Annotated in this window: 12 protein-coding genes and 2 pseudogenes; 3 read left to right on the top strand and 11 right to left on the bottom strand. The window is 46.2% G+C overall.

Annotated elements, in window-relative coordinates:
• Positions 1 to 3: 3 nt before the first annotated feature.
• The 3 genes from NH448_RS06675 to NH448_RS06665 form a co-directional block, all read right to left on the bottom strand.
• Positions 4 to 1,365 carry an O-antigen ligase family protein gene (locus tag NH448_RS06675; protein ID WP_253028601.1) on the bottom strand — a complete coding sequence of 454 codons (1,362 nt, stop codon included), beginning with the start codon at positions 1,363 to 1,365 and terminating at the stop codon, positions 4 to 6.
• Between the two features lie 21 nt (positions 1,366 to 1,386).
• Positions 1,387 to 2,661, bottom strand: a complete 1,275-nt coding sequence (locus tag NH448_RS06670) for a sugar transferase (protein ID WP_253028600.1) — start codon at positions 2,659 to 2,661, stop codon at positions 1,387 to 1,389.
• 1,146 nt (positions 2,662 to 3,807) lie between these two features.
• Positions 3,808 to 4,908: a glycosyltransferase family 4 protein gene (locus tag NH448_RS06665; protein ID WP_253028599.1), complete on the bottom strand. Its 1,101-nt coding sequence runs from the start codon at positions 4,906 to 4,908 to the stop codon at positions 3,808 to 3,810.
• A 130-nt stretch (positions 4,909 to 5,038) separates the two neighbouring features.
• Between NH448_RS06665 and NH448_RS06660 the strand changes: the two genes are divergently transcribed.
• Both NH448_RS06660 and NH448_RS06655 read left to right on the top strand, forming a co-directional pair.
• Positions 5,039 to 5,602 carry a transposase gene (locus tag NH448_RS06660; RefSeq protein ID WP_253028598.1) on the top strand — a complete coding sequence of 188 codons (564 nt, stop codon included), beginning with the start codon at positions 5,039 to 5,041 and terminating at the stop codon, positions 5,600 to 5,602.
• A 42-nt stretch (positions 5,603 to 5,644) separates the two neighbouring features.
• Positions 5,645 to 6,346 (top strand): DDE-type integrase/transposase/recombinase, encoded by a 702-nt coding sequence (locus NH448_RS06655; protein ID WP_253028597.1) that lies wholly within the window; start codon positions 5,645 to 5,647, stop codon positions 6,344 to 6,346.
• A gap of 597 nt (positions 6,347 to 6,943) precedes the next feature.
• Here NH448_RS06655 and NH448_RS06650 read toward each other — a convergent pair.
• The 7 genes and pseudogenes from NH448_RS06650 to NH448_RS06625 form a co-directional block, all read right to left on the bottom strand.
• Positions 6,944 to 7,885, bottom strand: coding sequence for a sulfotransferase (locus NH448_RS06650; RefSeq protein WP_290442695.1), 942 nt, complete (start codon positions 7,883 to 7,885; stop codon positions 6,944 to 6,946).
• A gap of 8 nt (positions 7,886 to 7,893) precedes the next feature.
• Positions 7,894 to 8,904 (bottom strand): glycosyltransferase, encoded by a 1,011-nt coding sequence (locus NH448_RS06645; protein ID WP_253028595.1) that lies wholly within the window; start codon positions 8,902 to 8,904, stop codon positions 7,894 to 7,896.
• On the bottom strand, positions 8,901 to 9,965 hold the full coding sequence (locus NH448_RS23630) for a glycosyltransferase family 4 protein (protein WP_253028594.1): 1,065 nt from the start codon (positions 9,963 to 9,965) through the stop codon (positions 8,901 to 8,903). The genes NH448_RS06645 and NH448_RS23630 overlap by 4 nt, the downstream gene beginning before the upstream one ends.
• Before the next feature lie 97 nt (positions 9,966 to 10,062).
• A pseudogene (locus NH448_RS06635) lies at positions 10,063 to 10,996 on the bottom strand (IS481 family transposase).
• A 689-nt stretch (positions 10,997 to 11,685) separates the two neighbouring features.
• On the bottom strand, positions 11,686 to 12,921 hold the full coding sequence (locus NH448_RS06630) for a hypothetical protein (RefSeq protein ID WP_253028593.1): 1,236 nt from the start codon (positions 12,919 to 12,921) through the stop codon (positions 11,686 to 11,688).
• Between the two features lie 731 nt (positions 12,922 to 13,652).
• Positions 13,653 to 13,967, bottom strand: coding sequence for a DDE-type integrase/transposase/recombinase (locus tag NH448_RS23625; RefSeq protein ID WP_366077695.1), 315 nt, complete (start codon positions 13,965 to 13,967; stop codon positions 13,653 to 13,655).
• Positions 13,968 to 14,351: 384 nt separating this feature from the next.
• Positions 14,352 to 14,615 carry a DUF1153 domain-containing protein gene (locus NH448_RS06625; protein ID WP_253028592.1) on the bottom strand — a complete coding sequence of 88 codons (264 nt, stop codon included), beginning with the start codon at positions 14,613 to 14,615 and terminating at the stop codon, positions 14,352 to 14,354.
• An 823-nt stretch (positions 14,616 to 15,438) separates the two neighbouring features.
• Between NH448_RS06625 and NH448_RS06620 the strand changes: the two are divergent.
• Positions 15,439 to 15,678, top strand: a pseudogene (locus NH448_RS06620) (IS3 family transposase); the annotation flags it as partial.
• Positions 15,679 to 15,970: 292 nt separating this feature from the next.
• Here the strand turns inward: NH448_RS06620 and NH448_RS06615 are convergent.
• The gene (locus NH448_RS06615) at positions 15,971 to 16,813 is read right to left on the bottom strand and encodes a sulfotransferase (RefSeq protein WP_253028591.1); all 843 of its coding nucleotides are present in this window, start codon (positions 16,811 to 16,813) and stop codon (positions 15,971 to 15,973) included.
• Positions 16,814 to 16,916 lie beyond the last annotated feature (103 nt).

The following is a 16,916-nucleotide window of genomic DNA, read 5'->3' as shown; positions in this document are numbered from 1 at the left end:
CCTCTATGAGGCAGTCAGCTTCTTTCGACATGAGAAAACCGAATTACCGGTTTCCAACTGCCAGCGCCAGATAAAGGTGACCACCACACCCATCACGACATTTTGGATGTAGGACCCTGTCCAGAAGAAGCTATAGGATTCAAATAGGCTGACGATGAAGTAGTAGACAAAAAATGCCCAGCCAAACGCAAAAACCTCCGTCGGCATAACGCCTGCTCGCCAGGCCTTCCAGCTTCCTAACCCAGTCCATATAACAAGAACAATAATGACTGACAACCCCAGCAGGCCGTAGCTCACGACGAAGTCCAGTAGCGTGTTGTGGAGATGTCCATACTCGTTCTTCACCGCCTGAGGAAGCCAATCCGTATGGTCGATCACCAAGCCTCGGCCCTCGCCTCCCCATCCGACGATTGGACGTTCCGCAAACCACTCGAGGCCAGCCCGCCACGTGTGGAGCCGGTTACCAATACTACTGTAAGGCACTTCTTCCCAGTTGCCTTGCCAAGCATTCGCCATAACCGAGTTTTCGGCCGAAAGACGTCTTTCGAGAGTATCGTTGAAGACAGCACCTGCAGTTGCAAGTAAAGAAATAATACACACAAGTGCTACGATTCCTTGCCTTTTTATACTTCTGGAGACAGCCCCCTTGAAGATGACTATCAAAAATATAAGAATCGCGAGAAACGTGGTAACCGTCAACGAAAGCCACACTGCACGAGTCTGAGTCACGAAGACACCCAGCAGGCAAACTGCGAATGAAGTGACCCAAAAAGGAACCGTCAACACTGATAAACGGCCAAGTGAAAAGCAACGCTTAGAAAAGCACAACAAACCAATAACAGCCACGCCAAAAAACATGGCGGTATGTTGAGCATTCCTTATATCAAGGTCAATTCTTTTACCCTGCAAGCCATGCAACCACTGTTCAATCGAACCTTCAAAAAGAAAGCAAGTTGCCATAAAGCCGATTAATGACAGCAGCAACATTGTCCACACATTCTTACGCATACCACCAAGCCAGAATGCGACACCTACGAACAAAAACCACTTACCAAGTCGATCCAGTTCGGGGTTATCTGGCAACCAGTCCGGATGGTGATAGTACCCTGCCCCCCAGCTTAACAGTTGTGCAATCAGGACTCCTAGCAGACACCAGAATACCATACTGGTTCGAAGCGTCGTCCCCTTCCATAGAATCAGAAACAATGCCAGCAAAGCTATAACTGTTCCAGCCTTTTGGCCAACATCAGGAAGCCATATGCGTAACCCCCCATAGATGAACGTCAGCCCAAGACAAAAAACATACATCCACTTCGGCGTAATATTGGAGGAGAAAGCAACAGCACAATTTTTTTCTTGAAACATTTATTATCGACCAAATTAATTTTATCTTGCGCCGTCACCGGTAAACACAGTCTTCACGGTCTTGAACAAAACTAGGACATCCAACCAAAGGGAGAAATGCTTTATATAATAAAAGTCATATTGAAGTTTTTCAATCATACCTTCAACTTCTGCAGCATACCCCTGCTCGACTTGCGCCCACCCTGAAATACCTGGTCGAACAACATGTCGATACCTAAAAAAAGGTACATCTTTTTCGTACCATTCCGATAATTCCATCGACTCGGGACGAGGGCCAATAAAACTCATCTCGCCTTTAATTACATTAAAAAGCTGGGGAAGCTCATCTATCCTGTACTTTCTAATGATTTTTCCTACTCGCGTTATGCGTGGATCGTCGTCCCCGTCAGTAAATCCCTTTCCCGCCTTGCCCACATACATGCTACGAAATTTATAAACCTCGAATGCCTCCCCTCTAAAACCCATCCTCTTCTGTCGAAAAATGGCAGGCCCCTCACTTTCTTTTCGGATCAATACAGCCGTGACCAGCATAATAGGAACACAGAGAGGAAGTAGCAATAAAGCACCAATCAAATCAATGACACGCTTTACATTTGAATAAATGGCAGAAGGCATCAACGAACCAAATTCATTTTCGGAAAGATGGTCGACCCTAACCTTTCCGGTCATTGATTCGTGTATTTGCCTTACGTGATATACAGGAATTCTACAGAGTGTGCACTCAGCTAAGAACCTTTCCCACTTCGCACCCAAGTTATCGCTTCTTAAATCCGCAACAATAGCATCGTAGCGTACGCCGTCGGGCTCTGGCGAACTTAGACGTCTCAATTCTATTTTTGAGTGCGACTCCATGTCTAAAGCATTACCGACCGGGACGACTCCAATCTTCAATTGTCGATAACGTCGTCCTATAAAGTAACCTGAAAAAAACCAGACAAGACACGCCAAGTATCCCATAAAAAGCACTTGGCGCGTATAAGCCTCCCTCGTAAAAAGCAAAATAGCAACGATTACGAGAAATGCTAAACTTACTGTCGGAGCAACATAAGCAGCGACACGCACACCAGGAAACCTCGTAAATCTACGCAAGAAAAATATAATTATCACGAAAGCCAAAGCTATCGCACACATGGTATTAATACGGTTGTCGCTAAGATTATTCCAAAACCCCCACCCCCACCTTTCCAAAGAAGGAAAAATTACCACAAAAGGCAACCCAAATAAAATTTGAAAAGGCACACCCAATAGAAACTTCTCATACCATCTTGAATGGCGACGCTCATAGGTATAACTCACAAATTCACCCTACCAATACGCGGATTTTAAAAAAATAGATTTAGAATATTTATCTATAGACCAAGAGTATTTAATCCGTATACATAATCATTCACCATGAATATCAAGGTCAATGTCAACCGATTGCTTAACCCCGCCCCCCCCGACAGATCCGGGCGTGCGCGCTTTACGCGTCCGTGTAATGCCCTTCTGGTTTTACGCGGCTAATGTCGGGCGTGCTCGGGGTGCCACGTAGCCCAGACACTTGTGTGGCCGCTCTTCTTTGTAGTACCTCATTCAGCGATTGATGACGGCCCTCGCCTGACCCTGCGATTCAAAGTGATGGAGCCAGATGGACTCCTCCTTCAAGGACCAAAAGAAGCGCTCCACGAGTCCGATCTGTTCTGGTGTATATTGCGTTGTGAACTCCTAAGCTAGGCCATAGGCCTTCACCGTGTCCGTGTAGTGACGACTGCTAAAAACAAGCCCGTTATTAGAGCGACGGGCCAACGGCTGCTGCACGCGCCCCAGCGCCCCGAGCCGATAGATCAGCGCTTCCTCCAAGCCCGCCTCCGCAGTCTTGCTGTAATGACCCCCTGGTTTCTGCACACCTTATCCAGTTAATGCGAGGTGTGCTCGGGGTGCCACATAACCCAGAGACTGATGTGGTCGCTCATCCTGTCCTCCTGATGACTGCACTATACCCTGTGCAGCTATGGAGGGGGTCACTTCAGTCCTTCGGGCGAGTCCTAAGCTCGCTTTCCTTGCTGCGCTAGGCCTCATCGATCCCTCGGAGACGGTGAGGTGTTGCGGGCGAGCCACTTCAGCGACGGTGGTCTTGCCCTTGACGATGCCCATGTCCACGTCGGCTTTGCGATTCGCGGTCCAGCGTTTGACGATGGGTTCATTGCTCATCGCGTCCTCCTGATCGCTGCACTATAGCTTGTGCAGCTCTGGAGGGGTGTCATTTTACAGGACCGAAAGAAGCGCTCCTGCAGATGCAAAGATGACGCACTTAACTGTACAAGTTCCACATCCCAAAGACAGCACCTTATCATCAATCACCAACTAATATGATGTAGGAATGTCAAAGCAGATTTCCAATTCCTTTATCAACTGGAATGTTAATCAGACGGTCTCAATGCCCTTGTAAGCAAGCTCATAAAGTCATGTGTTAGTAAATTTTTCCACAACCTCTATATATCTCCGGATAACAACCTCTTCGTCGAAGTTTGACTCTGCTAACAACCTTGAAAAAACTTGCATTTCCTCAATTTGAGAACGAGACATCGAGACCACCTTACGAATAGCTTCTTCCAACTGTGAGATAGACCTTGGTTCAACTAGATAACCATTTTCACCAACAACCACAACGTCACGACAACCAGGTGTATTGGTCGTAATAACAATTTTTCCGGCACCAATAGCTTCAAGCAAACATCGTGGAGTCCCTTCAGGGTAGTAAGATGGCAATACTACACAATCAATATTGTCCAAGAGACGAGGCATATCCTCGACATGGCCTAAAAACTCGACATCACCATCGCCGCTTAGCCCTTCAATAAACTTCGTGTCAACTGATCTCAAAGACTTATCGTGGATCCCTGCCAGGTAAAATTTGATCTGATTATAACTCTCGAGAATATTCCTAGAAGCCTCTACGTATTCAACAACTCCTTTAGGCTTAATAAGGCGGGACGCCATAAGAAAAGTAACATACCCATCGCGCTTCCTTGGCCGGAATCTCTTCAAGTCGACACCAGAACCAGGTATAACGCAAGAATTTTCAGGATCCGCCCATCCCAGTGCAACAAACTTGTCCAAGTCATCGAAATTTTGAAAAAAAATAAAGTGTGAGCGACGATAAAAAAACTTAGATAAAACTCTATACAATTTACCTGCAATACCCCCTAGATTAGAAGCATCGCCTACGCCAGAAACATTAGGGACGCACGGTATTCGAAGCAAATAACAGGATATCAGCGCGTAGAGATTTGTCTTTGGGTTGAATGAAAATAGAATCTTCGGTCTGTTTGTCATAATATTTAAAAAAATCGATATGAGAGAAAAAAACTCCTTAACTAAATTGACACTTGTCGGATTTAAGTAAATATTACACTTCTTAGCACTCAGACTTTCTACTTTTTGTTCTTTGTTTTCGAAGGGATAGAAACAGACCACGTTATAGCGCTTTGAAAGCCTTTCGATCGTAGAGTCCCTAAAATTACTTAAATACCAGCCACTATTAGCTATAAAACCGACCTTCATAAATTCTCCATACAAAACAGACCGTGTACATAAACCGGGCGGATGCAGCTTCTGAGTGCAACACCGTCGATTCGTTGATGACGGAGCCTCCCTATGCGGCAACGTTGTTGTAACCTAAACGGATTGAGAGGTGAACAAAGTGCGTTTCCCCGCAGAGCGTAAGGAAGTCATCCTCAAGAAGATGGCGCCATCCATGAGCATGAACATCCCGGAACTGGCCGAGCAGGAAGGCATCACAGCGACAACCCTCTACAATTGGTGGAAACAGGGCAGAGCACGAGGACAGGTTTTGCCATCACGTTCCACCCAGCCCGACCAGTGGACCAGCCAGGAGAAGTTCCAGAGCGTTCTGGAAACACCCCCGATGAACGAGGCCGAAGTCAGCGCCTACTGCCGTGAGCGCGGGCTCTACCCCGAACAGGTGGAGGCCTGTCGGCATGCCTGCATGAACGCCAACACGGATGCAGCGGAGAAGTCCAAGCAGCAGCGCCAGCCGCACAAGGAAGAACAGAAGCGGCTCCTCAAGTTGGAGCGGGAGCTTCGTCGCAAGGACAAGGTACTCACCGAGATGGCGGCACTACTGACGCTGTCAAAAAAGCAGAGGCGATCTGGGGCACAACCAACGACGAGGACGACTGGCCAGCCTCCCGGATCGCCAAGGTATCGTGACTCTGGTGCAAGACGACCAGCGTGACGGTGCTCGGCTGGCCAAGGCCTGTCAGGTGATGGGGGCAACGTGCGGACCTACTACCTCTGGGTCGCCGAAGTCAAAGTGACGGCGGATTGCCGCCCCGATACCGACTGTCCGGAGGCGGCCAACAAGCTGTCTCCCGAGGAGCGAGAAGCGGTCGTGGCGTTGTACCGGAGCCGCCCTTCGGCCTTCATCATGGCCGATCAGGCGGACAAGGGCTGCTACCAGGCCTCTGAATCGACGATGTACCGAGTGCTTCATGAAGCCGGCCAGCAGCATCGCCGGAGCCGCCAGCAGACCCCGCAGCGCAAGCGCTCGCCGAACACGCATCAAGTCACGGAGCCAAACCGCCTGTGGTGCTGGGATATTTCGTGGCTTCCCGGGCCGGCTCGCGGCACCTGGTGGTATCTATACCTGATCATGGATGTCTTTAGCCGTAAGATCGTTGGGCACGAGGTTTATGAGACGGAGGCCGGTAAGCTGGCCGCTGAGCTGATCCAGAAGGTCTGCTGGCGAGAGCACCTGACGGATTGTCATAAGCCCTTGATCTTGCATTCAGATAACGGCGGCCCGATGAAGGCCTCGACTTTTCCGAAGAAGCTGTATGACTTGGGCATCACTCCATCGTATAGCCGGCCAAGGGTCAGTAACAATAACGCCTTCGCCGAGTCGGCCTTCAGTACGTTGAAGTACCAACCGGGCTTCCCCGTCGACGGCTTCGAGAGCTTGGTCGATGCCAAGGACTGAGTCCAGCAGTTTACCGAGCGGTATAACCATGAGCACCGGCACAGCGCCCTTCGCTACGTCACCCCCGGCCAGCGTTATAACGGCCAGGCCAAAGGCATTCTGGCCCAGCGCCGGGAGGTCTTCGAGTCGGTGAAGCAACGTCATCCGGAGCGCTGGTCGGCTGCCATCCAGGAACTCAGCCTGCCAGAGGTAGTGCAGCTGAATCCCGAGAGGGGCCCGGTGCCGCAGACCTCGGGGTTTTAAAGAGCCACAGTCATTTCATGTGTCAATTATGTTGACAGGCTCCGTGTAACAGGTGACGTTTTTCTTGATCGGCGTTGCTTGCCTTGCCATGGATCACATCGTTAAGTGTGCTTCCTTAACGGGTTATCCACTGTTCTGGGCCACGCTCAGACCTAATATGACAATTGTAGAAAAAAAGACAAGTTGGAATTTTTTCGCAATCAAAAATCGGAAATCATTTTTTTCTTAGGCCGAAAAAGTCCTTGAGGAACGCGTTCACTAATTCCATGGTTTCTCTTAACCCCAGATAACACATTCTTTAGCTAGCAGCCATGATTAATATGAAAAACTCAGTTCTACCTTGCGATATACCCCTTATGATCGCTTTCTACGCCTAAGGTTGTAACTCCACTTTACTTTTCTCAATATTGCATCCCAGAACAAGTCCGCACTTAAAAAAATAGGATTGTATCTTCGGCGCTTAGAGTACTTAGATAACTTATAGCCTAAAGCAATAAGCACATCGCCAGCGCAACGTTCAAATACATCTACCTGATCTTTTGACAACTCACTCTTCCAATTATAGGACCTTTCACTCGAAGCCTTTTTCCCTACTAACTCATGTTGATGAAGAGTATAGCTAGGCTTTTTGAAACCTCCACCAAAGATCATCTCCTTAGTATAACAGATAGAAAACTTCTCACATACTGACTTTAATACATGTTCTGGGTTTATCAAAAAATCCTCATATCGTATTTCCATCGTCTTTACGGAAGAACGAGAAAGCGACATCGCGGACAAAAGAACATTATTTTCCCACCACAATGCAGTCGTAGAAGCTAGGTTAGGTCCCCAGTCCAATTTTCTTACAGAATTATATACTCCCCTACCGTCGCGAACGATGTGGATAGCTGCAAGTTCAAAGTTACCAGTTGCTATGTTTTCCCAATACGATAGTTTTCGAATATTGTGCGGTGTATGGTCAAGCCACAGACTACATTCTTTTCCTACCGTTTTAACCGAGTACTCATTCACACAAACGGTAATAATATCTTGCAATGAGTTGACTGGTTTTTGTTCAGCCAACTTGACAATATCGATGCCCCACAAGCTAAATCTAAAATCATTAGACAAATATGCAACAACATCTTTTTTCGTATTGAAGTCCCACGGACCTATCCCATATTGCTCATAGATATTGATGAAGAAATGTGATTCTGGAGTAACCACCACATCTTCAGTTTTCGAAATAAAATCAGCAAGCATCGTAGTCCCACTACGTTCGCATCCGCCGATTAAAAGTGCCGATCTAAGCATAGAATAATTTACAACTTCTGGCTGTTAACGATAAACGAAACTTGCTCGACCATGTTTTCAACGTAGTCACCCAAATCATCTAATGCTTCATTTGCAGCTCTATTCATCTCAACTTTTACTGATTCATTGTGACGGATCGAGACTACTCGGCGAGCTACATCTTTCAGCCTGTGGTCTTTTATATCATCAATACTAATACAGCTTATTTTTTTATCTAAGTAGTTATTCATCTCACCGACCACTCTTACGACAGGAACACATCCAGCCCTTATTGCTTCTATCGTTGCCATTGACATACCTTCAAAATCTGACGTCAGGAAAAAAAAACTATGCTTTTCTAAGTTCCTTATAACTTCATTTTTAGGGAGATTATACTTGACCGAAATATTTAAAGGAAAAGACGCAACAAGATTATCGACATGTTTATTAACATCCTGCCCTGACAATATAAAAGTGAAAGAAAAGTCAGGCTTTAGCTCTATAATCTGACGCACTAAGTTAGTTAAAATGTCTAATCTTTTCTCTGTGCTATTTCTTCCTACATAGATTCCATCGAATAATCGTGGTTGAAGCTCTAAATCCCTTTTCCAAGATTTTCTATTGAAAGGTATAATGCCAACATCGTTACGCAGTGTTTCTTTTACTATAAAATCACGTGTGGAGATGGAGTCTGCCCATAAAAAATCTGAAAATTTAAAAGATAGTTTTGATATAATCTTAGTTGGGAACGTTTTGTAGCGTGTACTATGAATAAAGCATACCCACTTTACTCCGCGTGATTTAAAATAAAACCCGAGCAAATGTGCCCACCACAGCGATGTGATAACCAGATCTGGTTTGTCTTTAGAAAAAAGCATTTTCCAAACACTTTCTTGACCAACATTAATCACCCCTCTTCTTTTAACATAAAGAACGCGGATATCAAAAAACTCTTTTAAATCCCCAATATTATCTGACAAGCCACTTTCAACACCTCCAATAGTCATTTCCGGTACAATGTAATAAACTATTCTCTTCATGAACAGTTCTCTATGATTTTTGAAACTTCTGCATCCCAATCAAAAGATAGATCGTCCTTTCTCTTTACTACTCTATCCTTCAGCTTACTATGGTATTCCAGAGAATTCGAGATCATAGTCAGCTTCTCGACCAAGGTTTTTTTATCCGAAAAAAGCAAGTCATTGTAAAGCAATATGTCTCTAACTCCAGGAACATTATTGCCGATTATTACCGTACTTTCTGAGATGGCTTCCAATGCTACATTTGGATAAGGGTCTCGATTTGAGGGCACTACCACTAAGTATGCTTGTCTAATAAAACATTGAGCCTTTTTGGTCTGCCCAATAAAGTTTACTTTTGATTCTTCTGCATATTTTTTTTTCAAACTATTATTTAAGGGACCGTCGCCTATAATGTCTAAGCTATCATATAACTCATTACACTCCAAGAAAGCTTGAATCAGCATATCTACGTTTTTCCTAGGTATGAGACTCCCCACAAAAACAACATTCTTTTTTCTTTCGCAAACTTCATGCCCCCAACTTTCTTTAGGCAACGATGGCGGAAGATCATTTGGTAAAACGATAGCCTTTCTGATTAAAACAGACCTTGCCAGCTTGTAATTTTCGAGAATATAATCTAAGTGAGAAGCGGTCTGATAAACAATTTTCTTACTTAATAAAATTATTGAATATTCATAAAAGACAACCTTAATCAATCTCAGATTACTTAATAAATTCTGCGATTCTCGAGCATCAGCTAGTTCATAGCCACGGATGAATGATATTGCCCGCCGTTTGAAGAGAAGAGCCCATATACAACCGTAAAAACAGGGCTCTAATCCAAAACCGAAAAAACTTACATCTTTCTTGGTTAGAATCTTCTCGGACAATGTTTTAGCGACACCGAACCACGTTATCTTCTTTTTGCAACCGTTCTTCAAGTTGAAATTGGAAGAAACGTCACCTTTATAGAACAAAGTAACATTATGCCGTAGAGATAGCGCCTCTAAAGCTCGCTTGTATCGCCTATGACTGCCAGTTTTAAATGTTTTTGAAGTATAGAAAGCTATTATTTCCACTTGGCCTCACTAAAATAGTAACATTAAAATAGCAAAAATTTGTAAGAGATTTTATTTTTAAAGAACCCTTAATCCCTGCTACTGGATTAATTGAGCGCTAGGTGTATAGTCCCGGGAAGTAGTGGACAGAGTCTTCATGAAATCTCTCGGAGTTATCCTGCCAGCAGTCGAGAATTAACCCAATGGGTGTTATTCCTTTGAGCGCTCGAAGCGGGCGAGCACTGTTATACGCCCAGAGATAGTCTTTTAGATGGTTACTCAGCTCGCCCAAAGTGGCGTAATGAAAGCTGCGAATGGTCGCTTCTTTGATGGTGCGATTCATCCGTTCCACCTGCGCGTTGGTCCATGGATTGAAGGGGTGTGTCAGGCGATGCTCGATGCCATGCCGATGGCAGACCACATCAAACCGATGCGGCTTGTCGGATTCCGTCCCTGGGCGCTTGGCAAACTGCGAGCCATTATCTGTCAGCACGGTGTGCACCCGATACGGCTTGCAGCGTGTCTTGAAAGAACTCAGCCGCCTGCTCCCGCTGTGCCTTGCGATAGAGCCGGGCATGCACAAACTTGGAGGTGCGATCGACGGCCACGAACAGATACGCCTCGCCCTCCCCGGTGCGGACCTCACAGATGTCCATATGCAGGTAGCCGATCGGGTAGTGCTTGAATGACGGCTTGGTCGTCGCCTCATCGGTCTGGCGAGGTAGCTGGCTGATGCCGTGGCGCACATACAGCCGATGCAGCCTCGACCGCGTCAGATGAGGGATAAAGCGCTGGAGTACAAAGAGGCAGTTATCCAGGGCGAGCCAAGTAGTGCGCCGAAAGGTGATCGCCGCGGCCTCTTCAAGGTCCGACAAGGAGGTAGAGCGCCCCATGCGCTCATCCTTCACGGAACTGCGACGCCGCCACTTACGCACTGTTGTGGGGTTAAGCTGGGAACGGCGGCTCAGCTCCGCGACCGAAGCTGACGATCGCTGTATGTCTTTTCGGGTGGCGTGCGTGGTCTTAGCGCGTTGGCGAAGTACTTGAGCCATGGATCCTCCTCGGACAATGGTTCGTACCATGGACCATTACACTCCGGGACTAAACAACTAGCGCCGATACAGCTGATGCAGGCTTGAACGTTTCAGGTGAGGGATAAAACACGGGCGAACAAAGAGACCGTCTTCGTGGGCGAGCCAGGTGCTTCAGCGAAAGGTAAACGCCACGGCCTCCTCAGCTTGGCTGCTTAGGGCCAATGCGATCGTCTTCTACGGACCTCCGACCTCCCCACTTGCGAACAGTTTTGGAATTGAGGTTGTACCGGCGGTTCAGCTCCACGTCCCTAGTTGCCGATCGCAATAAGTCTTCTCGGATGGAGTGCATGGTCTTGGCGCGTTCTTGAAGTTCTTGAGACGGGTCATTGTCGGACAATTGTTCGTACCACTGCTCAATATACACCAGGACTAATGATTAGGGCTGCTTATGCTTAAGTCGTGACTGGTATATAGCTGATATGGTTGGGTTTGAGCTGGATGTCAGTACCCAATGCTCTGCTTCATAGCCGAGAAGGTTGCGGCGCAGCCCCTTCCACCTCAACCTCGTGATCAAAAGTACTACGGTTGTTATCGAAAATTAGGATTGGCAACAACGCTGACGTAAATGGTGATACATACACTTATTTCTCTGTGTCATATCTCTCTGTGTCATATCTCGGAAATCGAATGGTAATGAATTGCTTTCATTACGAAGGCTTCTCTTTAGACAAATAGAACTTATGAACTCTAGCTCCGATTTTTATTTCCCTAACTGGATTTATCACAAAAAACCAAAAAACAATCCAAAAGAGAGGGGTTAATATATTAAATCTAGAAGCCGAAACAACTATTATCGGGAAAAACAATATAGGTTTCTTAAGAATCATCTTGGCAAGAGGTAAGAAAAGTGCGGCGCCTAAAAGACCAAGGTAAAAGAAAGCATGAAACAATGAACCATTTCCACGCACGTGACCACAAGCTTCGCATTCGATACTCGAAAACCCATTCCCTAGAAGAAGATCGTCGGTGCTTTTCTCAGCAATATAATAAAAATTTTCTAACTTATAGATTAAACTGTCATCAGTATAATCCCCGGCCCCCATTAATCTATCAATATAATAGGAAATAACAGACATTTCATAAGGGTTCGCCGATACATACAGAGAGAGACCAAGTATAAACAAAAAAAGGAGAGAGCATAGCCCAAAAAATCGATTTAAACTATTCTTCATTGAGATAAAAATAACAACATGAGGTATTATTGAAACAACAACCAGAAATATTGATGCAAGCGACCTACTGCCAAGGCCAGCTAAAATAGAAATACTAGCATAGAAAAAAGCTTCTTTGTTGCTAATCTTACCTATTTTCATACATGGCAACAAGAGTATAACCAAAATTGCTATAATATTTCCAACAGAACCAGGTTCTGCTTGAAGCCCTGAAAACCTAACCCCTCCCCACGAATATTCATAGATTGACCCTTCTGTAAATGGAAATATCAAAGTATTAAAATCTACAGTTATTCCATAGTTATATAGACACCATTGAACAACAACCACTAGACAGTTAACGACCAGCAATATTTTTACTACACTAAAAAAAATATCTACTCTAACTTCTTGAATAATAAAATAGAGCGTCACACAATAAAACAATGCCAGTACTATCTTATATTCGAGATGGAATAAAAAGGCGAGAAGCAGAATAATTACACAAAATATAAGCGACGGAAAATTTCTGTTTTTTATTTTGCTTCCTAAACTAACAACAATTAAAGAGCTTACAGATATAACATAAATGTTTAACACAGTTGCAGAACTTGGATCTTTAGGCTTAACTTGAACTGTAATAAAAAACAACGCAATTAGTGTTATACTCCATCTAACGAAGCGCACATAATTTTTTGGCCTAGACAGCGGCATAGTATCTTTTATTAACATACAAAAACTCAATACCTTGAAAACTATACACAAAAGAAATTAAAAATATTACAAGGTTTATATCAACAGGAACTTTTACTGTATAACCGATCAACTTTGTTATTAGTATAAGGAACATCCGAACGCAGGATACCGAATTTGTCAAACTAATATGGATACCCATCTGGAAGATCATCTAAGCCAAAAAAGCTGCTGCATAGATCATCCCAATCGAACTCGGCGAACTCGGCGAACTCATGGATCATTACACTCCGGGACTAAACACCTATGCCGCCCAGGTACGCTATCGCTATGACTTTATACTGCCACCACCTCAAAGCAGGAGAGCGTCCAACATGCTGATGCGTGAAGGTCACTCGATCGGTGCCATCGTCCATTACATACGGAGAGCTGTCAGCACCTTCCTCGGATACTGCCTCTGAATGCGGCCCCTCAAGCGGGCATTGACACCAGTTCAGCAGGTTTTAAGGCCACGCTGATAATATAAATTTCTCTTTAACACTACTCTTCTATCCAGTGAACTATCTGTTGTGCAAGTACTGATCTCCTAGACAAATGTAAAGCTCCTTTGGTTTCTGCACACCTTACGCGGCTAATGTCGGGGTGAACGGGGGGCCACGTAGCCCGGAGACTTGAAGTGGCCCCTCTTCGCTATGGTATCTATTCCAGTTATTGATGGCGTCTCTCGCCTTACCAGGCGATTCAAAGCGATGGAGGCAGATACTCCTCCATCAAAGACTGGAAGAAACGCTCCACAAGCCCGTTCTGTTCCGGTGTATATAGCTCGTGAACTCCTGAATCAGGCCATAAACCTTCACCATGCCCGTGTAGTGGCAACTACTGAAAACGAGCCCGTTATCTGACCGAATGGCCAACGGTTGCTGAACAGGTCCAAGCGCTCCCAGCCGATAGATCAGGGCTTCCTCCAGCGCGGCCTCCGCGGTCTTGCTGCTGCCATTGTCAGATAATCGCCAGCCGAGGATCTCTCGTGTGCAGCAGTCGATGATCGCCGCCAGGCTGGCTCGCCGATCCTTTCCACACCACACATGGGTGAGATCGGTCGCCCATCGTTCATTAGGCCTCGAGGCGACGGATGGCAGACTCTTGGCACGTGGGCGGAAGCCCTGAGGCCGTTTGCACACCTGCCAGCCTTTGAGCTGCAGGATGCGCTGAATCGGCTTGCGGTTCTCCCCCAGGACACACGCCAGTCGGCGATAGCCATAGCTCCAAAGCCAGTTTCACCCACGCCGCCAAGTCTCCATTGATCACACGCTGCCGCGACTGGGCCGGTAATACAGGCTTCGCCGGGGAATCCCAGCCATCGACAGAGCTTGACGAGCGACACCACATCGCTTTCCTCCGCCATTTGCGCCTGCAGCGACCTTACGAGTTCTCGTCCCCGTCGAGCAGGCGCTTGAATTTTTTAGTGCTTAGACATGCAGATGAGCCTCGCCAAGTGCCTCCTTGGTCTCACGGAGCTCAGACTCGTACTGCTCGCGGATGTCCTTGGGGCCGGCTTTGAACCCGTTCTCCATACTGCGCGGGGCTTCATCGATCCAGCCCCCGAGCTCAGAGACGATGAGATCGTATTGGCGAGCCACTTCAGCGGCCGTAGTCTTGCCCTTGAAGATGTCCATGACCACGGCAGCCTTGCGCTTGGCAGTCCATCGCTTGATTTGATTGTCGTCGCTCATCTTGTCCTCCTGATGGCTGCACTATACCCTGTGCAGCTCTGGAGGGGATCACTTCAGCAGTCAATGATGACCGCCTAGCTGGTCCGCCGATCCTTACCGCACCACATATGAGTTAGGTCTGTCGCCTAGCGCTCATCAGGCCTCGAGGCAACGGATGGCAGACTTCTTGCACGGAGGCAGAAGCTCTGCCGCCGCCTGCGCACTTGCCAACCTTTGAGCTGAACGGATGCGCTGAATGGGCTTGCGGTTCTTCCTCAGGACGCACGCCAGCCGACGATAGCCATAGAGGTAGGGAACCGTTCTAGGACCAGCTTCACGTGCGCTGCCAGATCGGTATTGATGGCGCGCCGCCACGGCCTAGAACGGTAGTACAACGTCCGCTGGGGAAGCCCCAGCCACTGACAGAGTTTGACGAGCGAAACCAAGTGACCCTGCCGGGCCATTTTCGCCTGCAGCGACCTTACGAGTTTTCGTCTTCGTCGAGCAGGCGGCGAAACTTTTTCAGCGCATAAATCTGCAGGTGGGCCTCGTCCAGCGCCTCCTTCGTCTCCCGCAATTCAAATTCGTACTGCACGCGGACGTCCTTCGGGCGAGCCCTAAACCCGTTTTTCATGCTGCGCTGGACTTCATCGATTCAGCACTAGAGCTCGGAGACGGTGAGATCGTACAGTCGCGCCACTTCAGCTGCTCCGGTCTTGCCCTTGAAGATGTCCATGACCACGGCGAGCGCGCACTTCGCGGTCCATGGCTTGATAGGTTTTCGTCACAGATTTTGTCCTCCTGATGGCTGCACGATCCCCTGTGCAGCTCTGGACGGGTCATTTCAATAAGTGCCAAAGGCAACTGCTACGACAATGCCTGTGCCGAGAGCTTCTTCCACAGCCTCAAGGTGGAGGCGGTCCGTCGTGAGCGATTCGCGACCCGGAATGCCATGCTGCAGCAAATATTCGAATATACCGAGATGGACTACAACCGGCAGCGCCCGCACGGTGCGATTAGGAGGATCCGTATTGAGGCCTTCGAAGCCCAGATCGCTCAGGAGGTATCCACCAATGCTGGGTAAGATCAGAGCCCGATGAGACCGCAGGCTCACTCAACGTTAAAAGAGAAGACTCCTTTGGAGCTGGGCGCAGAGATTCTCAAGAAGTCAGAGCCTGGAGCTCCGACAGCTCCGACACGCCGATTGTGTTGTGCTTATAGTTTGAGACCGGGGAGCTGATACTTTCTTGATATTTGAGGCTGTTTGCTAGCTGAATTGTAGCGCCCTAATTATTTTATGCAGAAAACCTTAAAGGATATAGTTACTTAACTTTAATGATTCGATCGGGTTCCGGCCAACGATTCAATTAAGCAAATTAAGAATATACTTTATAGAACCAAGATGGCAGCTTAGTACGAAGCTTCATCCTACAATGAATTGCAAACACAATCACGTTAGCTGGAGTATAAAAAATCAGAAAGTATAATACTCTGGAAATATTGAAATATATCTTATCTCTTAGTTTATCACTTTCTCCTCTTTTTAATTTTCCATAAGAAGAATTCTTTGAATAGCCAGACTTCTCAATCGTCACTTGTCTACCACCTACAAGATGATCAGACAACAGGGAAAGTTCAAGTTTAGGATTAGCTACAAACTTTTCGTAACTTACACAATACATTTTTTCCCGAAATGAATACAGTATTCTGTCGTAGCATCCCGAAATAACCGCATGCTTAAACCAAAACCTTATTTTACTAGGGCAGCCGAATGCATATACATTGGATTTGATTACATCATATAAGTTTCTTTTCACCCATACAATTTTTACTCCTTCTATATTTTCATACAACTCCCTAACGAATAAACTATGAGCTGGTGTTTTTTCCAACCATGCAATGTAGCCATTTTTTTCTGCTGCTTGTGACATTATAGTACAAAAATACTGGTATTTATTTTCACTGTGAGGAAGTTTTTTTGCACCAATACCTAGCAATCTAAAGTAATCTGATTTCTGAAAGGAATAGTGTAAGGTCAATCTATCTTCATTACTCTTGAAACCATTAAAGTAAGGCACTACGTGGCTAAAAAAAGCACTCTCGTGAACACCCTTATGCTCTTCATGTACTGGTGAATATGCGATACCATTTTCAACTAATAGATTAGACACCATTGTCGTTCCAGATCGATGTCTTCCTACAATAAATATTTTTTCCATATTATTCCACTATAACAAATCAATATCAAACTAAAGCAAATATTTTATGGGTACATGTCGAGTTTTACGGAAAACATTATAGCTTCCCCCCCAACCATTTACC

Source organism: Halomonas sp. OfavH-34-E, from assembly GCF_024124525.1.
GTDB lineage: Bacteria > Pseudomonadota > Gammaproteobacteria > Pseudomonadales > Halomonadaceae > Halomonas > Halomonas litopenaei.
This window is presented reverse-complemented; position numbering and strand designations above follow the sequence as displayed.

Coding starts and splice junctions, on each gene's coding strand:
- NH448_RS06675 (WP_253028601.1), bottom strand. CDS start 1,365: ATGTTTCAAGAAAAAAATTGTGCTGTTGCTTTCTCCTCCAATATTACG.
- NH448_RS06665 (WP_253028599.1), bottom strand. CDS start 4,908: ATGAAGGTCGGTTTTATAGCTAATAGTGGCTGGTATTTAAGTAATTTT.
- NH448_RS06650 (WP_290442695.1), bottom strand. CDS start 7,885: ATGCTTAGATCGGCACTTTTAATCGGCGGATGCGAACGTAGTGGGACT.
- NH448_RS06645 (WP_253028595.1), bottom strand. CDS start 8,904: ATGAAGAGAATAGTTTATTACATTGTACCGGAAATGACTATTGGAGGT.
- NH448_RS06630 (WP_253028593.1), bottom strand. CDS start 12,921: ATGTTAATAAAAGATACTATGCCGCTGTCTAGGCCAAAAAATTATGTG.
- NH448_RS06625 (WP_253028592.1), bottom strand. CDS start 14,615: ATGAGCGACGACAATCAAATCAAGCGATGGACTGCCAAGCGCAAGGCT.
- NH448_RS06615 (WP_253028591.1), bottom strand. CDS start 16,813: ATGGAAAAAATATTTATTGTAGGAAGACATCGATCTGGAACGACAATG.